Genomic DNA, 23,440 nt, shown 5'->3' on the forward strand with positions numbered 1-23,440 from the left:
TAATCATATAAATAGCGTGTTACTGATTCGATCAGGCATGACCTACTATCTCTTCACACATATAGACTGTGTTGAATTAGTGGGTCTTTTTCTTGCCGTGCAAAAAAGAGGAGAGTAAGATGAAATTTCAAAAAAATTTTAATAATAATGCTGCCCTCGTTGAAGACGGCCAAGCGCTTGAATGGATTGTAATCGGCAACGGTGTTGGTTTTGGCAAACACCCTGGCGACTTGGTCGATGAATCAAAGATTGAACGCCGTTTTATCGCAACCGGTTCAAAGGGGTTCGATGCAACCCAAGTTCAGGCACTAACAGAAATCAATGCAAAAATGCTAACCATTATGTCCGAAATCGTTACGTTAGTTGAGCCAGCATTAGATACTAAGATTAACGATCGCCAATATCTGATTCTAGCGGACCATCTCCAATTCGCCGTTAAACGCATCAACGCCCATGTCACGTTAAACGATCAATCATTACTCTGGGAATTACGTAATTTATTTCCAACTGAATATAAAACTGCGCAGCAGACTATTCAACTGATCAATCAAAAATTAGGCTTCAAACTACCTGATGGTGAAGCAGTGCCCCTCACTTATCATTTTGTAAATATCAAAAACGGCGACAGTGAAATCGAAGACACGATGACCATGGCCAAGTTGGTCGCTAACATCATTGGTATCGTCCAAAAAAACTACGGCATTGTGCTAGACGAAGAGTCGTTCAATTACAGTCGCTTCATCTCCCATCTTCGCTACTTCATCATTCGACGTCTCAAAAAGACGCAAGAAACAGACACACAACTTGATCCGGCACTACTTGCTATGATGATCACACGTTATCCACAAGCGTATCAAGTTGTCCAACAAATTACGGCATTTTTGAAACTTGAGATAGATTGGGCCTTACAATCCGACGAAGAAGTTTACTTATTATTGCATATCTGGCGTGTCACCCAGCATCAACAAACTGAATAAAATGGTGTGTTACTGATTCGATCAGGCATTAACCCAGTTAACGAATGCAACCTATTTTTAGGCTGTATTCATTAGCTGGGTTTTTGTTTTAACAATTATTAATCTAAGGAGGTACTATCATGGCTTACGAACAACTTGCAACAGACATCTTGGCAAACGTGGGCGGACCCGAAAATATCCGCAGCGTTGTCCACTGTACGACGCGCTTGCGCTTCAAATTGAAGGACGAAAAAAAGGCGCACACTGATATTTTAAAAAATATGGACGGCGTTGTGACGGTTGTCCAAAGTGGTGGTCAATACCAAGTCGTTATCGGTAATCAAGTCGCTGACGTTTATGACGCACTTTTGAAAATCGGCAATATTGCCGGTGAAGGCATCGTCCCTGATGATGACGACCAACAACCTAAAATGAGTTTACTCGATAAATTCATCGATTTAATTTCTGGCATCTTCGCACCAACGCTTGGCGTCTTAGCGGCAACCGGGATGATTAAAGGGCTCGTCGCCCTCTTTGTCGCAGTCGGTTGGCTCACCACCAAATCTGGCACTTATCAAATTCTATTTGCGCTCGGCGATTCATTCTTCTATTTCTTCCCAATTATGTTAGGCTACAGTGCCAGCAAGAAATTCAAAGTCAATCCGTTCCTCGGTATGGTGATTGGGGCCTCCCTCGTTTACCCGTCAATCGTGGGACGAGTCCCTTCAGCGCTGGCACAAACAGGCGCTAAACCACTTTACACTTTGTTTGCCGGTACGCTATTTGAATCACCAATTTACACAACATTCCTCGGTATTCCGGTGATTATGATGAGTTACGCGTCATCCGTCATCCCAATCGTGGTTGCTGTTTGGTTCACCTCAAAAGTTGAACCCTTCTTCAAAAAAGTCTTACCCGAAGTGATTCGGACATTCTTAGTACCGTTTTGTACGGCCCTCGTCGTTGTGCCGGTGACCTTCTTAGTGATTGGTCCACTGTCAACTTGGCTTGGTGATCTATTAGGCGCTGGTAGTAATGCGCTCTATCAATTCAGTCCAGTGGTTACTGGGGCAGTGCTTGGTGGCCTCTGGCAAGTGCTCGTTATCTTTGGCCTTCATTGGGGGATTGTGCCACTGGCAATTCTCAATATTTCCACATTAGGTTACGACACGATCTTAACGCTCGTCTTTGCCGCATCCTTTGCACAAATCGGATCTGTTTTAGCCATCACATTACGAACGAAAAATAAAAAGCTCAAAGGCTTAGGCTGGTCATCTTTCATCTCTGGGATTTTCGGTGTCACAGAACCCGTAATTTACGGGATTACACTGCCACGTAAAAAGCCATTCATCTTCAGTTGTATCGGTGGTGCAGTCGGCGGATTGCTACTCGGCTTATTTGGCACTCGCGGCTACCTCGTGGGTGGACTCGGTGTCTTCGGTATTCCGAACTTTATCAATCCAAAGACCGGTCTCGATATGACCGTTTACGGTGCGCTAATTGCTGCCGCTGTTGCCTTCGTAATTGCATTATTATTAACACTTTTCTTCGGCATTTCTAAGGAAGATCAAGTGGCAACCGTTGAACCCGCTGCTCCTATGGCACCTACTCCTCCGACAGAAGCGCCTGCCAAAGTAACACCTGAAATCATTACTAGTCCCCTTAGTGGCACCGTAATACCTCTTTCAGAACTAAAAGATCCTGTTTTCTCATCAGCTGTCATGGGCAAAGGGGTGGCAATCATTCCTTCTGATGGCCAACTTTTCGCACCCGTTGCCGGAACAGTCAGCCTCGTCTTTCCAACTGGACACGCAATTGGTATTAATTCTGAACACGGTGCTGAAATTTTAATGCATGTCGGGATGGATACCGTCCAACTTGAGGGCAAACCATTTACGGTACATATGAAACAGGGGCAAGCAGTCCTCCCCGGTGATTTATTATTAACCTTCGATATTGAAGCCATTCAAGCGGCCGGTTACGAAATCGCGACACCGGTCATCATTACTAATGGTAATTTGTACGATTCAGTGGCACCTCTGATTTCAACCGGAACTGTGTCTACTGGCGATCAACTCTTAACTTTAAAATAACATTCAAAGGAGACTAAAGATGACTAATCACACCCCTTTCCCAAAAGATTTTCTCTGGGGCGGCGCAACTGCCGCTAACCAATATGAAGGTGCTTACCAAACCGACGGCAAAGGTTTGTCGCTCGTTGATATTTTGCCAGATGCTCACCATGGCCGCTGGGAAGCCCTAATGAATCCTAAAAAAGCGCAAGCGACTCAATACGACTTCTATCCAAGTCACAAATCCGTTGATTTCTATCATCATTATGAAGAAGACCTGCGCTTGGTGGCTGAGATGGGCTTTAAAACCTATCGGCTATCAATTAGCTGGCCTCGTATTTTCCCAAATGGTGATGATTTAACACCTAACGAAGCCGGTCTCGCCTTTTACGATCGCGTGATTGATCTGTGTCGCGAGCTCAACATTGAACCACTCGTGACCATCAACCATTTCGATACCCCACTAGCGATGATGGATAAGTGTAACGGCTGGGCCAATCGCCAGATGATCGACCACTACTTGCGCTTTTGTTCGGTGCTTTTTAAACGCTATAGAGGTAAAGTTCACTATTGGTTAACGTTTAACGAAATCAACATGATTCTCCACATTCCGTTCTTAGGCGGTGGCATGGACATTTCCGATGCTGCTCATCCAGATCAAATTAAATACCAAGCTTCCCATCACCAATTAGTGGCTTCAGCGTTAGCAACCAAGCTTGCACATGAAATCGATCCAGATAATCAAATTGGCTGCATGCTAGCCGCTGGCGAAACTTATCCGAATACGCCAAATCCAGCGGATGTCTTCAAAGCACTTGAAACCAATCGCGAAGGCTACTTCTTCATCGATGTGCAATCACGTGGTGCTTATCCGAACTATGCCAAGCGGTTATTTAAAGCCAAAAATATCGTATTAGCAATGGGACCTGATGATGAGGCGATTCTCAAAGCCAATACAGTCGACTTCATTTCATTTAGTTATTACTCATCTCGTTTAGTTAGTGCTGATCCAGTGGTGAATGAACAAACTGAAGGTAACGTCTTCGCCTCGCTTAAAAATCCATATCTCAAAACAAGCGAATGGGGCTGGCAAACTGACGGTCTTGGCTTACGGACGACAATGAATCAACTCTATGATCGATATCAAAAACCACTGTTTATCGTTGAAAACGGCCTAGGTGCACGTGATACAGTCACTGCTGATGGTCAAATTCACGACGACTACCGTATCAGTTATCTGCAAGAAAATATCACCGCTATGGGCCAAGCAATTGCCGACGGCGTACCCTGTATCGGTTACACTTCCTGGGGCTGTATCGATTTAGTCAGCGCCGGTTCAGGTGAAATGGACAAGCGTTACGGTTACGTATACGTTGACCGCGACAATGATGGTAACGGCACATTAGCCCGTACACCAAAGGATTCTTTCTACTGGTATCAAAATGTCATTAAAACCAACGGTAGCGTGTTATATAACGGCCAAACATTTTAATTTTTGGAGGGACAATTATGTATTCAAAACAACCAATTACCGGCTTTAAACCAGATTTCTTATGGGGTGGTGCAACCGCGGCTAATCAAATTGAAGGTGCCTGGAATATCGACGGCAAGGGGCTCACGACCGCCGAAGTCGTCCAAAAAGCGACCGATCGCCAGAATTTTTCAATGAACACCGTGACTAAAGACAGCATTCAAGTCGCAATTGACGATCCAACCGATACCCTTTATCCAAAACGGCACGGAATCGATTTTTACCACCACTACAAAGAAGACATCGCATTATTCGCCGAAATGGGCTTCAAGGCTTTTCGAATAAGTATCGCATGGGCTCGTATTTTTCCAAACGGCGATGACGCGCAACCCAATGAAATAGGCTTAGCCTTCTACGATAACGTCTTCGCTGAACTCAAAAAATACAATATCGAGCCAGTCGTGACCCTCTCCCATTATGAAATGCCGCTTGCACTGACACTGAAATATAACGGTTGGGCCAGTCGCGAAACCATCACTGCGTTTAACCGTTATACCGAAACGGTCTTCAAACGTTATCAACATCAAGTTAAATACTGGATGACTTTTAACGAAATTAATGCCGCAACTTGGGGATTCACTGGTACCGGCGCGGTTGACGATACCCTCTCCCCAAATGAGCAATTATAACTGCGCTATCAAGCGCTGCATCATCAATTTGTTGCGAGCAGTATCGCCGTTAAACAATGTCACGAATTAATGCCAAACGCCAAAATTGGTTCAATGTTGGCGCGGATGCAAAGTTATCCTAAAACATCGAACCCAGTCGATGTCCGTCAAGCGCAAGAAGATGATGAATTGAATCTCTTTTTCACAGATGTTCAGGTCCGTGGCGAATATCCCAACTATATGAACCGTTACTTCAACGACCACGGCATCGAACTTGAAATGGCACCTGACGACTTACAATTAATCAAAGATTATCCGGTCGATTATTTAAGCTTCAGCTATTACATGTCAATGGTCAGCTCAGCTAGACCCGCCGGTGAAAAAACAGCTGGCAACTTAATTCTCGGTGAAAAAAATCCGTATCTCGAATCAAGCGACTGGGGTTGGCAAATTGATCCCGTCGGTTTACGGATTACCCTCAAGAATCTCTGGGAACGCTATGGTGTACCACTATTCATCGTCGAAAATGGCTTAGGCGCAATCGATAAGGTTGAAGCTGACGGTCAAATTCATGACCCTTATCGTATTGACTACATGCGCAAACACATCGCACAGATGAAAGAGGCCGTTCAAGACGGCGTGGACCTAATGGGCTACACCATGTGGGGCCCAATCGACTTAATTAGTGCCTCTACCTCTGAAATGTCAAAACGCTACGGCTTCATCTACGTCGACCAAGATGATGACGGTAACGGTACGCTCGAACGGAGCCGTAAAGACTCGTTCTACTGGTTCAAAAATGTCATTGCTAGCAATGGCGAAGATCTCTAGAACATAGAAAAAGCCCCCGACTTTTGTCAGGGGCTTTTTCTTATACTGTAAAAATAAATCGGTCGAATGCTTGCGTAATCCCAACATAATTGTTATCGGCAGTAATACAACATGCACTTTTGCGATAAAATCGTTTAACTATAAAAGCTTTGCAATTGCCGCATTAACCTTTTCTTTTTCACTTTCAATCAAGGCCACGCGACTTTCAATCACCTTAATGTCCATCGTTATTTCCCGGGTTAAGCCTGGGGTGTCTAATTTAGGTTCGAAGAAGGCTTTGAATTCCGCTAGGCGTTCTGGTGTCTTGAAGACTGCAGCGATTGATGTGATATAAGTTGTAAATTCCATATCGCCACCGACTGTATCTTCTAGCCATTGCCAATCATTGCGAATCCAATCCCAAGTGGCTTGTTGACTCGCATCGTTAGCGAGTAAGCCTCGGAACCAAGCCCGTAAATCTTGCGGTTTAATTGTACCAGCATCTTCAAATTTACTAATTAAAGTGGTGATTAATTCAGGATCAGTCGTCCGTGTTAAGGCGGCACTCAAGTCGTTCTTATAGCTGGCATCGCTAGTTTGACGATAAGCTTCTAAGAGTTGACTGTAAAGCACAGCATTACCAAAGTTTTGCAATTCATTCATCAAGACTAGTACCCGAATAGCAGCTGGTAAAGTTGCCAACTGATCTTGGTTAACTTGGAATAATGTGTGCGCAGCATCAATCGCTGCTTGGTTCTTAGCATACAAGGCTGCACTTAAAACTGTTGGCCGCATCAATTGATCATCATTGGTATCTGTTGGTTGAACCGTCCAACCTAAGCGTGCGACTTGTGCTTTACTCAATTGATCAAAGAAAGTCCGCAAGTGTTGTTCGCTTGTTTCACCGGCTGTGACAAACTTCTTCAAATTACCAGCAACTGTATAAAGTGCATCAGCCACTAAGTTAGAATTACTCTTAGCAAACGGTGCTAGAACTGGAACGACATCTGCGTAATTAATTTGACGTCCTTCAGCCAATAACCGTAAATCTTGTAGCAACTGAAGTTGTGAAATTGGTGCCATTTCAGCACTATCTTTTAAAATATCGTCGAATAGCGTTTGATCGTAGTTAACAATGAAATGTGATTCGTTACCCATATTTAAACGGAATGGTTGTCCATTAGCGGCACGTAATTGCGCGTAATCGCCAAGCACTAATTTGCGGTCAGTCATCAACAATGGTGCAGCCGCATAGTTGCTCTTCAATGGAATTTGCCATTGCCGACCAACCTCTTGGCCTTCGCCGATGAAGAATTGTTGTTGGCTAAGCGTTAATTGTCCGTCAACGACTTTAGCCGTTACCACTGGATAACCTGGTTGTTCGAGCCATGAATTCATAATAGCGCCGACGTCTAAGTTAGCGGCTTTGCCAAGTGCGGCCCATAAGTCAGCCCCTGTTGCATTCCCGAATTGATGGGCTGCAAAGTAAGCCTTCAAACCTGCGCGTAAGGCATCATCGCCAATTAAAGCACGGACCATCACGAGCATCCGTGCACCTTTAGCATAAACAATCGCGCCGTCAAATAAGGCGTCGATTTCAGCAGGATTGTTAACTTGCACGTGGACTGATTGCACGCCGTCAGTTGCATCTCGTTGTAGAGCGGATGATGCTTCTGAGGTTTGGAAACTTTCCCAAATGTGCCAATCAGGTTCAAGTGCATCGATGGCGACGTATTCCATCATATTAGCAAAACTTTCGTTTAACCAGAGATCGTCCCACCATTGCATTGTCACTAAATCGCCGAACCATTGGTGCGCCAATTCGTGGGCAATCACGGTTGCTACACGATGTTTCGTTGTTAGCGCCGTATTATCTGGATCGAGCAATAAGTAAGCTTCTCGATAAGTGACTAAGCCCCAGTTTTCCATTGCACCGGCTGAAAAGTCGGGCAAGGCCAACTGCCATGAATGTGGAAGTGGATATGGTGTTTGGTAGAAATCTTCGAAGAATTCGATTGAGCGTTTGGCAATATCCAATGCAAAGTCGAGTTCGTTGGCTTGATGAGCCTTAGTGGCAAAAACGCCTACTTGAACGCCACTCTTCGTCTTCGTTTGTGCACCTTGGAGTTCACCAAAAGCAAACGCTACAAGGTACGTTGACATCCGAACTGTCGTTTCAAAATGATGAATGCCATCGATGACTTCTTTTTCAGGCATGTTGCTGAGAATCGTTTCGCCTTCGTGTTCGTCAAATTTAATTGCTAAATCAAAAGTGGCTTTGGCTTCTGGTTCATCGACACATGGAAAAGCTTGGCGCGCAAAGTTGGTTTCAAATTGCGTCCCAATCAATTCTTTTTGCACCCCATCGACTTGATAATAAGAAGGATAAATCCCCATCATCGAATCCGTTAAAGCGGCCGTGTATGAAATGACCAATGTCACTTCGCCTGGTTGGCCCACTTCGACCTTCAAGGCATTCGCGTCATTATCAACTGTAAATGGCACGCTCTTCCCCGCAGCACTTACCGTTTCAATCACCAAACCATTTTGATGAATTAAGACCACCGCATCCTTAGCGGTCCCGGTAATTGTTGTCCGACCACTAAATCGTTTTTGAGCCCGATTAATATCTAGAAAAACTTGATAATGTTCCGGTTGAAAGCTTTGATAAAAACGCATCAATTCTGCCATATTATGATCTCCAATTTCATTTAGAATACTGTTATTATACGACTTTTCATTTCAAAAAGCTGTTGTCATCCATCTCATCAACATAAAAAAGACGCTCCACAGAACGTCTTCTTTAATCAATTAAACTTGTTGTTTAGCTGGGCGAATCAAGAATTCACTGACTACCACATGTTTTGGTTGGTCAATCGCATATAAGACTGCATTGGCAATGTCTTCTGGATTGAGGGCCAACGCTGATTCTTCTGGGGCATCCATTAATTGCTTAACGCCTTCGAAAACAGCCGTGTTGCCAATTGTATTGACCAATTCTGTTTTAACAGCACCTGGTGAGACAATCGTTGAGCGGATGCCGTTATCTTTTTCTTCTTGGCGTAACCCTTCCATAATGGCGCGTACAGCATATTTTGTCCCGTTATAAACGGCAGAAGCTGGATAAACGACATGTCCGGCAACCGAATCAGTTGAGATAATCAACCCATCTTGTTGGGCTTGCATCGTTGGTAAAACCGCACCGACCCCGTTTAAAACACCCATGATATTGATATCGAGCATCTTTTGCCATTGATCGTAATTGCGTTCGCTCAGATTTCCTTGGGGCATGACGCCAGCATTGTTATATAAGACATCTACGCGACCGAACCGATCGAGTGCTAATTGGACTAAGCTTGCCATCTGGTCTCGATTAGTGACATCAGTGGCTTGGTAAATTGCATTTTCCCCGATTTCTGCCACTAAGGCTTGGAGCCGATCCTTGCGACGAGCGGCCAAAACAACCTTGGCCCCTTTGCTTGCTAATAATTTGGCAGTTGCTGCTCCGATACCTGATGAGGCACCTGTAATGATAACGACTTTATTTTGAATTGACATGTTAAAACTCCTTTTCTGCTTTAATTTGACGAATGACTTTTGCCGGTGTGCCGGCGACAATCATATTAGCTGGTACATCTTTGGTGACCGTTGCGTTGGCAGCCACAATCGCATTTTCGCCGACTGTCACACCGGGGAGAATTGTTGCCCCCGCGCCAATCCATGCGTTCTGTTTGATATGAACTGGTTTAACGAATAACCCACGCCGATCGGCTGGATTTTCCAAATGATTCACGGTAATTAATGAGGCGCGCGGCCCAATCAACACGTGATCATCAATCGTAATCCCACCTAAATCAACGAATAGAACATTATTATTAATAAAAATCTCTTTACCAAAGGTAATATGTTTACCGTAGTCCGTATAAAAGGGTAATGACACTGTCACTGATTCATCTATTTCTTGATCCGTAATACACTTTAAATACGCCCGTACTTCGGCTGCATCGTGATAGCCTGTATTCATTTCCATCACTAATCGCTCATTATTGCCTTTGACCAAATGAATTTCTTTAAGCAACTCCGAATCATGGTAAATCGGTTGATTCGCAATTCTCGTTCGCAATGAGTAGTCCACCTTGATTACCTCCTTTTAGCGCGCTTCTTTACTTGCTGTTTTCAGTATACTTCGCTAAACTAACAATGACTAATACTCATATCGAATAGCTAGCTATAACTTTTATCAATAGGAGAAGTATTATGGATTTACGTGTTTTAAATTACTTTTTAACCGTTGCCCAGGAGAAAACAATCAGTAAGGCTGCTGAGGTCCTCCACTTATCACAGCCCACGCTCTCTAAACAACTTAAGGACTTGGAGGTTGAATTAGGCGTTCAACTCTTCACCCGTGGCAATCGCGAAATCACATTAACAACCGATGGCATTTACCTGCAAAAACGCGGACGCGAAATCTTATCTTTAGTTGATACAACGACAAATAACTTAACGCATAATCAGGTCGTCAGTGGGACCATCAGCATTGGCGCCGGTGAAACGCAGGCCTTTCAATTAATCGCGATGATTATCAATGATTTACGTCAACGCTACCCTGATATCACTCTGCAATTATTCAGCGGCACTGCCGATGAGGTTAAAGAACGGATTGATCAAGGCTTGCTCGATTTTGGGCTCGTCATTGATCCGGTTGATAAGCAGCGCTATGAATTCGTCCGCTTACCCGTATCAGACCATTGGGGCGTACTGGTTGCCGACGACCACCCAATCGCGGCGCACTCGACCGTTGATGCAGCAACCTTGGCGCAATATCCCTTATTAATTTCGGGACAATCCCTCGTCCGTCAACAAATTAGTAATTGGTTTGGTGCTAACCTTGATCAACTTGATATTGTCGGAACCTATACGCTTTTATATAACGCCTCATTATTGGTCAAAACCAGTAACAGCGCCGCATTGTGCATCGACGGCATTATCAATACTAAGGACAACGGCTTAAAATTCGTTCCGTTTAATCCACCACTAACCGTCAATACGAACATTATCTGGAAAAAAGGCCAAGTCTTCTCGAGTGCTGGTCAGTTTTTTAAAGAAGCCTTCACAGATCAGACAAACAAAAAGCCGTCACATTAACTGTGACGGCTTTTTCAATATGCACTTTATTTGCAGAATTTCTTAATTTATGTCCGTTGCTTTCCCTAAATACGGGCTCTATAATGCATATTGAATCTTATCTGGAGGTCTTTTGATGATGAAAAAAACTGAAAAAATCGCAATTTTAGAAAAACTGGTCTCAATTGATACAACAGACCAAGCAGAAGGTGTGATTGCCGACTACTTAGCCGATCTATTCACACAACACGGTATCCAGACTGAAAAAGTGGCTTCTAAACCAGGCCGCGAAAACTTAGTGGCCTATCTAGGTGAAGCAACCGACAAAGTCCTCGGCGTGACTGGTCATATGGACGTCGTCAGCATCGGCGATCGCAGCAAATGGACGAGTGATCCCTTCACCCTAACCGCTCGCGATGGTAAACTCTTCGGTCGGGGTGCAACTGACATGAAATCTGGACTGGCCGCTCTTGTGATTGCAATGATCGAATTACACGATGAAAATGTCCCATTAAATGGTCAAATCAAACTCCTTGCAACAGTCGATGAAGAAAAGAACGAAACTGGTGCCCAAACTTTAACAACCCAAGGTTATGCCGATAATTTGACAGCCTTATTAGTTGCCGAACCATCTGGCGTTGATAAACAAGCCTTGGCAAACAGTAGCGACAAATTTCCCACAGAAATCGTCCAAAAACTACTCAGAGCTAATCAAACCAATGAACAACATTTTCTGATTTTCGCCCACAACGGTTCCCTTGATTTTAAAGTGACGGCGACTGGTAAAACAGCCCACAGTTCAATGCCCGAACTCGGTATTAACGCAATTGACCATTTGCTCACCTACTACAATCGACAAAAACAATACTTCGATCAAAAGCATCCCATCGATGATGTCCTCGGCGATATTGTTCCCGTCACAACCTTAATCAATGGTGGTGAACAAATTAATTCGGTCCCCGGTCACGCAGAACTCACTTGCCGCGTTCGCACGACCCCCGCATTAACTGGCGACCAAGTCATTGCCGATCTCAATGCCATTATTGCTGAACTTAACCAACAAACAGACATGAATTTAGCATTAACTGTCATTAATAACCAACCACCGGTTAAAAGTAATCCACAGGCACCATTCATTCAAAGTGTTCAAAAAATCGGCGCACAAAAGTTATCCCAAGCTTATCCACTGATGCACGTTGCTGGTGGTACTGATGCCGCCCACTTTGCTAAGAATAACCCCAACTTACCAGTGGCAGTTGTCGGCCCCGGCAATGATACCAGTCATATGATCGACGAATACGTTGACGAAGAAATGTACCTCAAACACATCGACTTCTTTAAAGCAGTCATGACGGATTATTTAAAATAGATAGATTGCAAATTTGATCTAAATTTTTTAATAAATTAGTCAACATAATCTGGTAATATCGCCTCGGTTAAGCGCTTCAATCAAAGTTCGGTTAATTCTGAGTAACATAGTCGTCATATTTTGAGCACTAATGTACTTTAACCTATTCTATTTAAGTATTGGACAGTTCTAGCTCACAAAAAATTTCGATTTTAATTCGTTCAGAATAACTTACACTAAACAAAAGAATCAATTCCTAAAAATATGTCTGTGATAAACACTATGTGATACTTACACTGCCATCTGGTATGTGCTGCTAAACTACTATCGTCTTTTACTTGAGACATGATAAAAATCCCTTTCGCTTTTAGATTTGGTTGGTAGCCATTCTCTATAGCGAAAGGGATTTTTAATGCTGAAGCTAATTCTAACTCCCGCACCTAAAAGGTGTGGTTTATTTTTTCCTAAAAAAATGAAACTAGGCGGCACATCGCCGATAAAATATCGACAATGTGCCACCTAGAAAAGACAACTAACTATTTACTTTAACTTTTGGGGTATTTGTTACCCATACTAACGTTTCTATTTATTTGGTAAAAACATCTGTCATAATTTTAATTTATATATTTATCTTCACCAGCAAAGAATCCAAATCCCCCTAATAAAATAGCAGTCACAATTAAAATAATTAATGATACATTCCAATTATGAGTCATATCATGCATAAAGCCAAAGAGAGTTGGGCCAATTGCAGCTAACAAGTAACCAATTGATTGAGCCATGCCTGATAGTTCTGCCCCTTCTCTTGCATTTCTTTTTTTAGGTTAAAAAACATCATTGATAGTCCAAATGCACAGCCACCACTGATTCCAATAAAAGCAATTCCTATAATAATAGTATTATTTATAAAAAGCCCACTAATTCATAAACACATTAGGATTGATGTGTTTATGGCAATTTTACTCTGTCTTTTGACCCTCCCAGCAATAATTGGAATTATAAATGTAAATGGTAATAAAAATAATTGCATCATTGACAATAAATAACCAGCTTGTTCTGCAGTGAATCCCTTTTGAATAAGCATTTCAGGTAACCACGCGACTAACACGTAGAATACTAGTGACTGTAGGCCCATAAATATAGTAACTTGCCACGCAGTTTTTGAATGCCAAATACTATTCTCTATAGGTAATTCCTCTATCTTATCTGGTTTATCATGTCTTTTCAATTGTGGAATCCATGCGATACAAGCAATTAAAGCCAAAATAAGCCAAATCCTAAGTGAATTATTCCAACCTAGATTTAGATTATTAGCTAATGGAAAACTAACTCCAGATGCAATTGCCCCACATAAATTCATACTAATTGAATAAATACCAGTAATTAGGCCTAAGCGATGATTAAATTCTCTTTTTATTAAACTTGGAATTAATACGTTACACATGGCAATTGCACTACCTACTAAAATAGTTCCAAATAATAAAGTGCTTGTTTGGGGAATTGATCTAATAAATAACCCTATAACTAATACGATTGTAGAATAACCAATAGTATATTCTAGACTCAATTTTTCAGCTATTTTGGGTGCCACTGGTGATAAAATAGCAAAAGCCAATAACGGAATTGTCGTTAAAAATCCCGCAATAGTTCCAGAAATACCAATATTGTCCTTAATTAAACCTGTTAAAGGGCCAACTGCAGTTAATGGTGCTCTTAAATTTGTTGCGACAAATATAATTCCTAGAAGTAATACAGTTACCTCTACACTCTTCTCTTGTACTCTCTCTCATATGAACCCTCCAAAATATGCAATTATATATTATAGTATATAATTGCATATTATATTATAGGTTCTCATATTTTACAACTATGTTCATCAAAATATCTTCATTAGTATCATTAATATACTCATGCGAATTATTATTTATGAAGTAAATTGTATTGTGTTCATGAACAATATAACTATCATGCTCAACTCTAAGATTTAATGTCCCTGATAGTACAGTTATCACCTCTAAAGTATTAGAAGTCTGGCTATCTAGATAATACTTACTATTAGCTTTTAGCCGAACTTTATATACCTCGAAATCAAATTGACCTACAATTGGTTCGACTTCCCACTTGTGATTTTCATCTTCTAAAAAATAACCATGATTTTCAGTTGAAAAAACGACATTACTTCCTCTATTTTTAAATAGAGACATTAGTGGGGCTTCTAGACATTTTGTTAACTTCCATAAAGTATTTATTGTTGGATTCGATTTTCCATTCTCTATCTTTGTTATAGTTAGTGAACTTAGTCCTGATAATTCTGATAATTTTTCTACACTTATTTTTTTACTTTGCCTTAATTGTTTAATTTGTTCTCCGATATTATTAACTATATTATTATTTGAACTCATAGTAATTATCCCCATTATATTAATTTTTGGCTAAAATGCTTAACTAAGCTCCTTAGTTTATATATATTATACTCTGTTATATTTATAATAGACATTTTTATAATAAAATATATATTCTTATAAATTAGTTAGCAATAGTCCTATTAGGTAGGATTATTGCTGATCCAATACCTTCCCCAAAAAGCTACTAGCATTAAAAGAGACTGCTTTAAGTTTTTTCTGCTCGAATTAATTTTAGAACTTACTACTAAATAAAAAAGGATGACAGCAAAGTACCTTCGCCGTCATCCTTTTTAAATGTTTATTTATGCTAATGTGGCATCTAGTTTTGTCGCTAATGCTTCTTTACGTTGCAACCCAACTAGTTGTTCTTGTAATTGACCGTCTTTCATGATTAATAAGGTTGGAATGGCTTGAATGCCAAATTGCGCTGCCAAATTTTGATTTTGATCAACATCAACTTTGGCAATTTTAGCCTTTCCTGCATAATCATCTGCTAGCTGTTCAACAATTGGTCCTTGCATCTTACATGGTGGACACCACGTTGCCCAAAAATCGACTAGTGTGACCCCTTCTTTAATCTCATCGTTAAAATTGGCTTCATTTAAAATTTGTGCTGTCATCACAATCGCCTTCCTCTTCAAAAGTTAATCAACGTTTCCGTTGAATTGATACTCATAATATATCATCTTACTTTTTGTAAGTCAACTTTAGGAACTCATCAACTGATTCCATTCCCACACCGATTGATTAAAGGTCGCCACTTTGAAACCCGCATCATGCAACGCCTGACTAGCGACATTGGCATAAGCACATAGCCGACCGCGACAGTAGACAACAATTTCCTTATCTTGCGGTAATTCGGCTAAATGTTGTGGTAACTCATCATATGGGATATTATGCGCTCCCGGCAAGTGTTGCGTCTCATACTCATCATTGGGTCTAAGATCAACTAAGTACGTTGATTCAGCGGTTAATTTCGCTTTTAACGCCGAAATCGTTAACGCCTGTGGTGAACCAGTTTGTTGCTTGAACGTTGTCTGAATGGCTGCCAATTCAGGCTGTGACTGTTCTGCGACCGTGACTAATAACGATATAAGCTGCTTAATCTGATCTGACGTTAAGCGGTAGGTTACAAAATTTTTATGTCGTTCAATTTCAACCAAGCGCGCCTTCTTCAAAATCTGTAAATTGCGTGACGTTGTCGCAACGCTTAACCCAATCGTATTGGCTAAATTTTCAACCGTTTTGGGACCCTGCACCAATAAATCTAGTATCCGCAAGCGCGTCACATTCCCTAATGATTTCCCTACCTTGACGACTTGCTCATAAACGGCATCTCGATATTGTAATATCTGTTCTTCCACTATCCATCCCTCCCGATAATCAATGATTTTATTGAATAGCATTAACTTAACACGTTCATTTGTAACGGTCAACTGGATTAGTCCAAAAAAATAAGCGACCGCTATTTCGCAGTCGCCTATTTCCAGTCTATTCTTATTGTTGTCCAAGAAAACTACGACCCAAAGTTGGAACCGCCGTGCTTTGACGGTGCTCTTCCCATTCGGTAATATCGCGATTAACCTTCTTGTAGATCTTGCGACCTTCATCGGTAATTGTAATGTTGACTAAGCGTTGGTCCTGGCGTTCGCCACGTAGCTTTTCAATCATTTTTTTGTCTTGCAAGACATTTAACTTACGGGTCACAATCGGACTCGATATTTTAAATACCATTGCCAACTCACTCGGTGATTGGGTACCTTCCATAACAAGTCTTTCTAAGTATAAAAATTGTTCTAAACTAATATCGTGTTTATGGCAAATCGCATTCAAGTTAGATGACACTGATCGGTATTCAATATACCACTGGCTCAAATAATCCATGTCGCCACTTCCTCCCAAGTTAAACTATCGATGAATTTAATTCATCTATGTATGTGTAACGAGCTAATATTAGCTCGTTGCACCTAAATACTTATTTACCAGTTTCCAATGTCCATATTAATGATGTCTTGTAGATTGCATTTGCAACTGCAGCATCTGTTGGCATAACTAATTGGATATCTTCTGGTGCCCATGCGAAGACGTTAGCACCTGTACCTGTATCAGTATCTGCTTTACCTACTGTACCGGCTGCAGTATCCAACTTACTTGTTGGTGCTGCTAGTGATAATGAGAATGTATCTGTGATTGCATCTTTAGCAGTTTCATTGATTGCAACATCCCCAGCTGATGGTGCTGGCGCTGGATCGCCACCATCACCATCGCCATCATCACCGTCGGCTTTAGGAGTAGCCGGTGGTGTTGCGATACTTGCTTTATAATCAGCAAGATCTTTCGCAAAAGTCTTATCTTGATCTGAGTTTGTTAGTTCATAAACACCAGATGTCAATGCATATTTAGTATGTTTGAATAAGAGGTTAGCACCATCAATTTCTTGACCACTTGTCGTTTTCAATGGTTCAGCAGTTGATACTTTTAAATCCCAATCCCCAGCTTTTTGAGTTGTGGCAGCATCCATGCCGTCTGCATGTTGACGTGTCACTTGTTTATCAACAACTGTGACCCATGCTTTGTTAGCAACTTCGTTAAGCGCTGTATCACTACCAGCATTTAAGAGTGGTGTCTTGCTAGCAACTGAGTTGTCATATGACGCATGTTGGTTATTCTTGTCATTGGCGTAGTTTTTACCATCGGCTGTGAATGTTGTGAATGCTTTGTCAAAAGTTGCGTGGTTACCAAAATCTAAAACCTTAGGCACTTTTTGAAGGCGTAAGAAACCAGTATTCCCGTTATCGATGTTATCACCGAATGAGATACCAACTTCTGTTTTGTCAGTTTGTGCTAATGGTGTCCCACCATTATCGATGACGCCACCTTCATGAGTTGCGGCAAATGTTGTTGTCGCTGGAGCCAAAATGCTTAATACTGTTGCGCCGGCTAATGCAGCACTTGTTAATTTCGTAAATTTCATATGAAATTCCTCCCTAGAATTTATATAGATGCGATGCAAGCACCGCGGTTTTTTATAGCTTAATCTTGCGATTAAGATTATAAACAAAGTAAGTTAGTTTGCCTGATCAGCAATTGATTTTCCCACAAACCAATTACTGCCAGGCGTCGTTTTTAAAATGACACTATGATTGATAACCATTAGTGATTCGGCCAGCGCAATCAGTCTTTATAGTGATTACTAATTCATCGTAATCGTTGTGAAACTATTGAAGTCTTGGTAAACCCGAATTGCAAAGTACGTGCTAACGATAAATGCAGCTGCTAACACAACGGTGAGTGCAATCATGCCCCACTTAACCTTGCGATAATTGGTTTGATTAACATAACTCGTTATCCATAAGCGTTTCATCATTTTGCCTTCTTTCGTTTAATCATCACCCAAGTACCAATCACGATAATGATTAGCGCGGTGATCCCAGCAGCAAGCCATCGTAGGAATTGTTGTTGTTCTTTTTGGTAAGTGTTCTTTTGGATAAATTCAATCTTATTGTTCTTAATCCGCACATAGCTCGTTTGTTTTTTCTGATACTCGTCGTTTTGATTCTCAACGGTTAAGCGATAATAACCATCCACCAATCGCTTGCCCCCTAAGGCTAAGTTATCGGTAAATTTAGAACTAGGCGCAATCTTCATATCCTTTTGGTACTTTTCATATTTAAAGAAGGCTACTTTCTGATTTACTAACGTCGTCTTCAAATTCATTTGCTTGAGATACATCGGCATCTGATTTTCAAAATGGAATTTAATTGCCGTTGCTCGATCACCAGATTTTTGAACATCGATCTGATCTATCTTAAGCGGTTGAACATCCTTCTTCGTTAACCTACGACCATTAAGCAGCACTCCGATTGTATAAACATACTCGTTTTGAACAGCCGCCTGACTAGCTTCTTCATCGCTCGCTAAGATTTGAATCGCTGATGCTTTAATCCCACTAAAGGCAGTTGGTTTATCAATCTTAATCGGGATATCGATGCTTTCTTGTGGTTTAATCATCAGACTCTTAGGGACCTCAATTACTTGACTCCCAGCTTGTTTCAACAAGCCCTTTTCAGGTTGACGCGCCTTTGTATAGTCGATTGATCCATTATTATTGGTTGCGGCATCTACGACCTTAATTTTGAGTCTAATTGTCTGGTTGGTTGGATTAAAAACATTAATCTTTTCCACACGTTGTTGCTTCTTTTGCTGAGGCAAATTGAAGTAACCGAGATATTTCCCCCCAATATTATCATTCGGTAATTTAGGTAAAATCGTAATAGTTACCGGATCTTCATCTGGCGACTTATACTTGGCCTTTTTCCCTTCGACACTCATCGGTTGTAACAATAAACCGGCCGTTATGAAACAAATAGCAATGATTAGCCAACTATTCTTCCGTCCGTTAAGCCATGACATATTATTTACTTCCCGTTAATAGTAATTTCAGTAACTCAACAAGTGAAATCAGCATCAACCCACCAGTTGCCATACTAATGTAGAACCACTTATTGATTGGTTTGCGCATAATCTTATCATTGATATTATCAGCGGCTTTCTTATCCACTTTGATATTCTTAATGAATTTCCAAGTCATTGGTAACTTGTTCCAGTCATTTTCACCTTTGACCTGAACTTGAACCTTATATTTACCTGGTTTCAATTCATCAAATTGCCATTGAACCGGTAATGTCACAATTGAGTTTGGTGCGATTTTACTATTATTAACGCTAAAAATCCGTTTTTGTGAAAAGACACCTTGTTTGGTGATAACGGCCTTCATTTGCACATTTTGGAGCATCATTGGTTGCGTGTTCCGAAGATTAATTGACATTGCCGCATGTTTTTGGAAAAGCATTGGTTTAACGCTGTCGTACTTCAACTCTGGATAAACCTTGTAGTGAGCGCCACGTAGGGCAATCCCCATTGAGTAGGCGTAATTACTAGAAACATGAGAATCTTTACTCTTACTTGTCGTTTCTTCAAGGAAATGCCAGTCCCCATAGACTAACCCGCGGAAACCATCACTTGGCATCTTAATCGTTGCCGAAACTGTTCTTGTTTCTAATGGGTTAAGGGTGATGACACGATCCTTCTTATCAACATGCCCAATACTTGTTAGTGGATATTTCAAGCTTTCATCCAAACCCTTAGCTGTAGAAACGAAGTTAACGCCCCCACCGACTTGCGTCATACTATTTCTGAGTTCTGATTTAACCTTCACTTTATGATCCGTATAATTCTTAACCTTCATCATAATGACTTGTTTCTTACCCGGTTGGATCTGCATATCGAAGTAATTAACGTCATTATTAACTTGCGTTTCGACCGGAATTCTTTGGATTTCAAAATCAGATTGTTCATCAGTCGCCGCTGATACAGAATGCATTTGTAAGCCTAAGCCGACTAAACCGGCTAAAAGGCCAAATGCTATGCTTTTCATTTTCACAGTTCAACATCCTCTTCTTTATAAAATGTGCTTTATGGGGCAACCGTTAGATTCCATAATAAGGTTGTCGAATAAGTCGTGTTATATCGCTTCGTTGCTCCTGGTACAAACAATCCAATACTGTAATCCGCTGTTTTTTCATCACCAAATTGATACTTATAAACTGCATATCCAGGGCGATCATACGTTACTCTATTATCAGTACCGTCATCTGCAACAGAGCCATTAGTGTTATCCTTGTGCAAGAATTGGCCCTCTTTTTTATGTGTTACAAGGCGTCTTGGTGTGCCATTAGGAACTAGATTGAAATGATCTAGGGATTCAGTCTTATCACCTTTACCTGAACCTTCCGTCGATTTCCCTTCAGAATGCGTCATCAAAAATTTCGCATTACTAAATTGAAGTCGAGCACCTTCTAATTCAACGTGTTTACTTGGTGTATTAGAATCACCCTTGTAATCGCTTTGGAACTGACCAACCTGTTTAACATCTAGCGCCCAACTATCAATTCCCCAATAATCAGAGATTTCAACACTATATGGTGTTTTCTGATATTTCATTGATTTTGGTGCAGGATCTTTAGGTGCTGGCATATAGAAAGTACGGTCAATCTTAGTATCGTAGAACTTACCAAAATACATTTTCTTAGGTAACGCTGTGAATCCTAAACGCGCCTTTTCGTAGTAAATTTTGTAGGTTACCTCATCCATTGCAATCGCGGGGTCAATATCCTGAAGTAATTTTTCAGGCGCTGTATTGGCATCAATTGTATATTCGACAGGTGTATAACCTTCTATATACGCTGGTCGAATCTTATTTACATCCTTACTTCCATTAAGATCACCTTCAATAATTGTTCCGGTTGAAACGTGTTCACCAATTTTACCCTGAACAGTGATTGGATCATTAATAGCTTTTCCAGTTGCACGGTCAATATATTCGAAGTGCACTTTACTGTCTTTTGGCTTCACCGTTTCCATGCTAACTTCAGATTCACTTGCTGTAGTACTTGTATCAGGCAATTCACTAAGCGTTGTTACCTTATTGCTTAAAATATCACCTTCAATAGCGGTATCCATAACCTTCGCTTTGTAAGTAATCGTCGCGGAATCTCCTGGCTCCATTTGTTTTAACGTCATGCTCCCTAAACTATCAAACTCCGCTGTCGTCCCATCAGAATAATCAACTTTAATCGGCTTCTTACCAGTTTCTTTAACCAATTCCAATTTCTTATCCATTTCATCGAGTAGAGCTGTTGTTTTCATAGTGCTACTCTTCTCATCAACCGTGAACTTAAGCTTAAATCCTAGAACATCGCGTGCATGAACTTGCGTTGTATCCTGATATTCAGTTTCTTTTTCACTTTCATTACGAACCGTTTTATCAATAACAGTTGGTGCCAATTCTACTGGAATATCTGTCTGCGCTGACGCCTTGTTATAAAGTGCTTTACCGCCTTGAGATACCATGCTTGGCTGTAAGGTCTTATTAGAGGCCTTACTATTAATTTTCGTGTCAACCGATACTGTGGTCCATTCGTTATCCGCTAAATCTTTAGGTAACTTATAAGTTATTTTATGAGTAGAGGCGTTATAACTCTTAACATCAACATTAACTTCCGAACCATCATTCAATTTAGCTTTCATAGTTTTAGGATCTACTGTTAATCCTGCTGGAATCGTTGCGGTCATTGTGATGTTATCCCACACACTCTTGAATCCAATATTATGAGTTGCAAAATTTAACGTTATCTCATCCAAGACATGATTCTTTTTATCAGTAGTCGTATTATTTGTGTATGACACTACGGCTTCCGGCACAACCACACCCTCATTAAAGAACCCAACATCATTACGATAATGATAGACCTTAGTAGCATCTAAAGTTTGTGGTTCCCACATCGCGCCAAGCGCAGAATCACCAGCACCAGCAACAAGACTTCCTTCATCAACCGTAAACGGACTCAAATCCGCTCCACCCAGTGACGATCCATAATAGGTATAATCTGCCATCCCATATTTTGATTGCGTATCCATCTGTGCGCCCGCGGTTTGGTAATGGATACCTTGATAATGATCCGGTCCATCGGCTATTTTATCTTGCATAATGAATTTGTAACCTTTTTCCGTCATGTACATCCCATTTCGGTTACCTTGTGCATAGATATCAGGTCCTTGATTATCATCAAGTTCCGTATCTTCTGCGTAGAAAATTCTGACGGTTTCATTACCTGTACCAACGTCTTGAAGATACATTTCTTGTTTAATGACGGGCTGTTCCTCTGATGGGCGTAAGACGAATTCCACTTTTAGTTTGACACCTTTTACAGTTGCGATTCCGACAGCTTTCAAGGCTGGCTTATTATAACTCGTGGTTCCGTCATAAATTTTAAAACCTTTATCCATTAAATAAGGAATAGATGTCTCAGCTAAAATTTGTTTTTGATTACTTGTTTCCGTTGTTAAAGCGTAACCATACGAGGTAGTCAGTCCTTGATTTCCTTTATGGAACCCATTAATAATTTTTCCATTTGCTAATATGAACACGTTTGTCTTAGGATCCACATAATCACGTGTCGTAGGCGCTGGATCATTAGAATTATATTCACTCTTAAGTGACCCATCAGAATTCCCAAAGGTATATCCCAACTTAACGCCTGGATCATCTAATGGTAAATATTCAATGGTATTTTGTGGCACTTCCTTCCAATCCGTAATACCATCATTGAACCCATCTGGTGAAACCCCTACACTTTTACTTGTGCTTTTACCGTTAACTAATTGTTCACTAGCTTCCTTAACACTCTCGATACTAGGTAACTTTCCTGATGAACTCGATTGAACAAGAACCGATTCGGTTGACTTACTGCTGGATTTCGAACTTGTACTCGACTCCGCCTCATCACTCGAACTCGAAGTTGAACTCGAAGTTGAATTCGATACTGATTTAGAGCTAACAATTTCACTAGTGTCTTTTGTTGAACTTGAGTTAGATTTTAATTTTGATTCTGACTTTAGACTTGTACTTGCCTTAGGAACATCTTGTTGCGCTGCGATTACATTACTGCTCTGAATAATAAACAAGCACACTAACATAACGCCTAACATTATACACGTCGTTAACTTCTTCATAAAAAAATCTCC

The 23,440-nt window shown here is 41.0% G+C and carries 19 protein-coding genes and 1 pseudogene; 6 read left to right on the top strand and 14 right to left on the bottom strand.

Going from position 1 to position 23,440, the window contains the following annotated elements:
* Window positions 1-119: 119 nt before the first annotated feature.
* From LEUCM_RS01330 to LEUCM_RS01345, 4 genes and pseudogenes are all read left to right on the top strand, one after another.
* Window positions 120-977 carry a PRD domain-containing protein gene (locus LEUCM_RS01330; protein WP_025016230.1) on the top strand — a complete coding sequence of 286 codons (858 nt, stop codon included), beginning with the start codon at window positions 120-122 and terminating at the stop codon, window positions 975-977.
* 119 nt (window positions 978-1,096) lie between these two features.
* Window positions 1,097-3,049, top strand: coding sequence for a beta-glucoside-specific PTS transporter subunit IIABC (locus LEUCM_RS01335; protein ID WP_025016231.1), 1,953 nt, complete (start codon window positions 1,097-1,099; stop codon window positions 3,047-3,049).
* A gap of 19 nt (window positions 3,050-3,068) precedes the next feature.
* Window positions 3,069-4,520 (top strand): 6-phospho-beta-glucosidase, encoded by a 1,452-nt coding sequence (locus tag LEUCM_RS01340; protein WP_025016232.1) that lies wholly within the window; start codon window positions 3,069-3,071, stop codon window positions 4,518-4,520.
* 17 nt (window positions 4,521-4,537) lie between these two features.
* Window positions 4,538-5,998, top strand: a pseudogene (locus LEUCM_RS01345) (glycoside hydrolase family 1 protein).
* A gap of 138 nt (window positions 5,999-6,136) precedes the next feature.
* On the opposite strand, the gene LEUCM_RS01350 reads toward LEUCM_RS01345, so the two are convergent.
* The 3 genes from LEUCM_RS01350 to LEUCM_RS01360 all read right to left on the bottom strand — a co-directional run bounded on the left by LEUCM_RS01350 (window position 6,137) and on the right by LEUCM_RS01360 (window position 10,112).
* Entirely contained in the window at window positions 6,137-8,668 is a 2,532-nt protein-coding gene (locus LEUCM_RS01350; RefSeq protein ID WP_025016233.1) for a M1 family metallopeptidase, read from the bottom strand.
* 120 nt (window positions 8,669-8,788) lie between these two features.
* Window positions 8,789-9,535: an SDR family oxidoreductase gene (locus LEUCM_RS01355; protein ID WP_056936440.1), complete on the bottom strand. Its 747-nt coding sequence runs from the start codon at window positions 9,533-9,535 to the stop codon at window positions 8,789-8,791.
* A 1-nt stretch (window position 9,536) separates the two neighbouring features.
* On the bottom strand, window positions 9,537-10,112 hold the full coding sequence (locus LEUCM_RS01360; RefSeq protein ID WP_025016234.1) for a DapH/DapD/GlmU-related protein: 576 nt from the start codon (window positions 10,110-10,112) through the stop codon (window positions 9,537-9,539).
* 122 nt (window positions 10,113-10,234) lie between these two features.
* Here LEUCM_RS01360 and LEUCM_RS01365 point away from each other — a divergent pair, with 122 nt between their 5' ends.
* Together LEUCM_RS01365 and LEUCM_RS01370 are read left to right on the top strand one after the other, a co-directional pair.
* Entirely contained in the window at window positions 10,235-11,122 is an 888-nt protein-coding gene (locus tag LEUCM_RS01365; protein ID WP_025016235.1) for a LysR family transcriptional regulator, read from the top strand.
* 115 nt (window positions 11,123-11,237) lie between these two features.
* Entirely contained in the window at window positions 11,238-12,470 is a 1,233-nt protein-coding gene (locus LEUCM_RS01370; protein WP_051524293.1) for an ArgE/DapE family deacylase, read from the top strand.
* A gap of 593 nt (window positions 12,471-13,063) precedes the next feature.
* On the opposite strand, the gene LEUCM_RS09930 is transcribed toward LEUCM_RS01370, so the two are convergent.
* From LEUCM_RS09930 to LEUCM_RS01420, 11 genes are all read right to left on the bottom strand, one after another.
* On the bottom strand, window positions 13,064-13,231 hold the full coding sequence (locus LEUCM_RS09930) for a hypothetical protein (RefSeq protein ID WP_197703326.1): 168 nt from the start codon (window positions 13,229-13,231) through the stop codon (window positions 13,064-13,066).
* Between the two features lie 140 nt (window positions 13,232-13,371).
* Window positions 13,372-14,187, bottom strand: coding sequence for a CynX/NimT family MFS transporter (locus LEUCM_RS01375; RefSeq protein WP_197703331.1), 816 nt, complete (start codon window positions 14,185-14,187; stop codon window positions 13,372-13,374).
* 106 nt (window positions 14,188-14,293) lie between these two features.
* A complete protein-coding gene (locus tag LEUCM_RS01380) occupies window positions 14,294-14,851 on the bottom strand; it encodes an XRE family transcriptional regulator (protein WP_011373929.1) in 558 nt (185 codons plus the stop codon).
* A 305-nt stretch (window positions 14,852-15,156) separates the two neighbouring features.
* Window positions 15,157-15,474, bottom strand: coding sequence for a thioredoxin (trxA, locus tag LEUCM_RS01385; protein WP_011373928.1), 318 nt, complete (start codon window positions 15,472-15,474; stop codon window positions 15,157-15,159).
* Between the two features lie 87 nt (window positions 15,475-15,561).
* Window positions 15,562-16,218: an ArsR/SmtB family transcription factor gene (locus LEUCM_RS01390; protein WP_011373927.1), complete on the bottom strand. Its 657-nt coding sequence runs from the start codon at window positions 16,216-16,218 to the stop codon at window positions 15,562-15,564.
* A gap of 133 nt (window positions 16,219-16,351) precedes the next feature.
* Complete coding sequence (locus LEUCM_RS01395; protein WP_025016083.1) at window positions 16,352-16,738, bottom strand: transcriptional regulator, SarA/Rot family; 387 nt, start codon at window positions 16,736-16,738, stop codon at window positions 16,352-16,354.
* 91 nt (window positions 16,739-16,829) lie between these two features.
* Window positions 16,830-17,828, bottom strand: a complete 999-nt coding sequence (locus LEUCM_RS01400) for a WxL domain-containing protein (RefSeq protein WP_025016084.1) — start codon at window positions 17,826-17,828, stop codon at window positions 16,830-16,832.
* 219 nt (window positions 17,829-18,047) lie between these two features.
* Window positions 18,048-18,221, bottom strand: coding sequence for a hypothetical protein (locus LEUCM_RS01405; protein WP_154255236.1), 174 nt, complete (start codon window positions 18,219-18,221; stop codon window positions 18,048-18,050).
* Entirely contained in the window at window positions 18,218-19,267 is a 1,050-nt protein-coding gene (locus tag LEUCM_RS01410; RefSeq protein ID WP_025016085.1) for a WxL protein host-binding domain-containing protein, read from the bottom strand. The genes LEUCM_RS01405 and LEUCM_RS01410 overlap by 4 nt, the downstream gene beginning before the upstream one ends.
* A 1-nt stretch (window position 19,268) precedes the next feature.
* A complete protein-coding gene (locus LEUCM_RS01415) occupies window positions 19,269-20,291 on the bottom strand; it encodes a WxLIP family cell surface protein (protein ID WP_133285964.1) in 1,023 nt (340 codons plus the stop codon).
* Between the two features lie 38 nt (window positions 20,292-20,329).
* Complete coding sequence (locus LEUCM_RS01420; protein ID WP_025016087.1) at window positions 20,330-23,428, bottom strand: WxL domain-containing protein; 3,099 nt, start codon at window positions 23,426-23,428, stop codon at window positions 20,330-20,332.
* Between the last annotated feature and the right edge of the window lie 12 nt (window positions 23,429-23,440).

Origin of the sequence: Latilactobacillus sakei subsp. sakei DSM 20017 = JCM 1157 (assembly GCF_002370355.1) — a bacterium.
Lineage (GTDB): Bacteria > Bacillota > Bacilli > Lactobacillales > Lactobacillaceae > Latilactobacillus > Latilactobacillus sakei.

Excerpts from the sequence above, each read along its gene's own strand:
- LEUCM_RS01405 (WP_154255236.1), bottom strand. The coding sequence starts at position 18,221 with ATGATGAAACGCTTATGGATAACGAGTTATGTTAATCAAACCAATTAT.
- LEUCM_RS01330 (WP_025016230.1), top strand. The coding sequence starts at position 120 with ATGAAATTTCAAAAAAATTTTAATAATAATGCTGCCCTCGTTGAAGAC.
- LEUCM_RS01420 (WP_025016087.1), bottom strand. The coding sequence starts at position 23,428 with ATGAAGAAGTTAACGACGTGTATAATGTTAGGCGTTATGTTAGTGTGC.
- LEUCM_RS01380 (WP_011373929.1), bottom strand. The coding sequence starts at position 14,851 with ATGAGTTCAAATAATAATATAGTTAATAATATCGGAGAACAAATTAAA.
- LEUCM_RS01415 (WP_133285964.1), bottom strand. The coding sequence starts at position 20,291 with ATGAAAAGCATAGCATTTGGCCTTTTAGCCGGTTTAGTCGGCTTAGGC.
- LEUCM_RS01365 (WP_025016235.1), top strand. The coding sequence starts at position 10,235 with ATGGATTTACGTGTTTTAAATTACTTTTTAACCGTTGCCCAGGAGAAA.
- LEUCM_RS01340 (WP_025016232.1), top strand. The coding sequence starts at position 3,069 with ATGACTAATCACACCCCTTTCCCAAAAGATTTTCTCTGGGGCGGCGCA.
- LEUCM_RS01410 (WP_025016085.1), bottom strand. The coding sequence starts at position 19,267 with ATGTCATGGCTTAACGGACGGAAGAATAGTTGGCTAATCATTGCTATT.
- trxA (WP_011373928.1), bottom strand. The coding sequence starts at position 15,474 with ATGACAGCACAAATTTTAAATGAAGCCAATTTTAACGATGAGATTAAA.
- LEUCM_RS01400 (WP_025016084.1), bottom strand. The coding sequence starts at position 17,828 with ATGAAATTTACGAAATTAACAAGTGCTGCATTAGCCGGCGCAACAGTA.
- LEUCM_RS01335 (WP_025016231.1), top strand. The coding sequence starts at position 1,097 with ATGGCTTACGAACAACTTGCAACAGACATCTTGGCAAACGTGGGCGGA.
- LEUCM_RS09930 (WP_197703326.1), bottom strand. The coding sequence starts at position 13,231 with ATGGCTCAATCAATTGGTTACTTGTTAGCTGCAATTGGCCCAACTCTC.
- LEUCM_RS01355 (WP_056936440.1), bottom strand. The coding sequence starts at position 9,535 with ATGTCAATTCAAAATAAAGTCGTTATCATTACAGGTGCCTCATCAGGT.
- LEUCM_RS01370 (WP_051524293.1), top strand. The coding sequence starts at position 11,238 with ATGATGAAAAAAACTGAAAAAATCGCAATTTTAGAAAAACTGGTCTCA.
- LEUCM_RS01350 (WP_025016233.1), bottom strand. The coding sequence starts at position 8,668 with ATGGCAGAATTGATGCGTTTTTATCAAAGCTTTCAACCGGAACATTAT.
- LEUCM_RS01395 (WP_025016083.1), bottom strand. The coding sequence starts at position 16,738 with ATGGATTATTTGAGCCAGTGGTATATTGAATACCGATCAGTGTCATCT.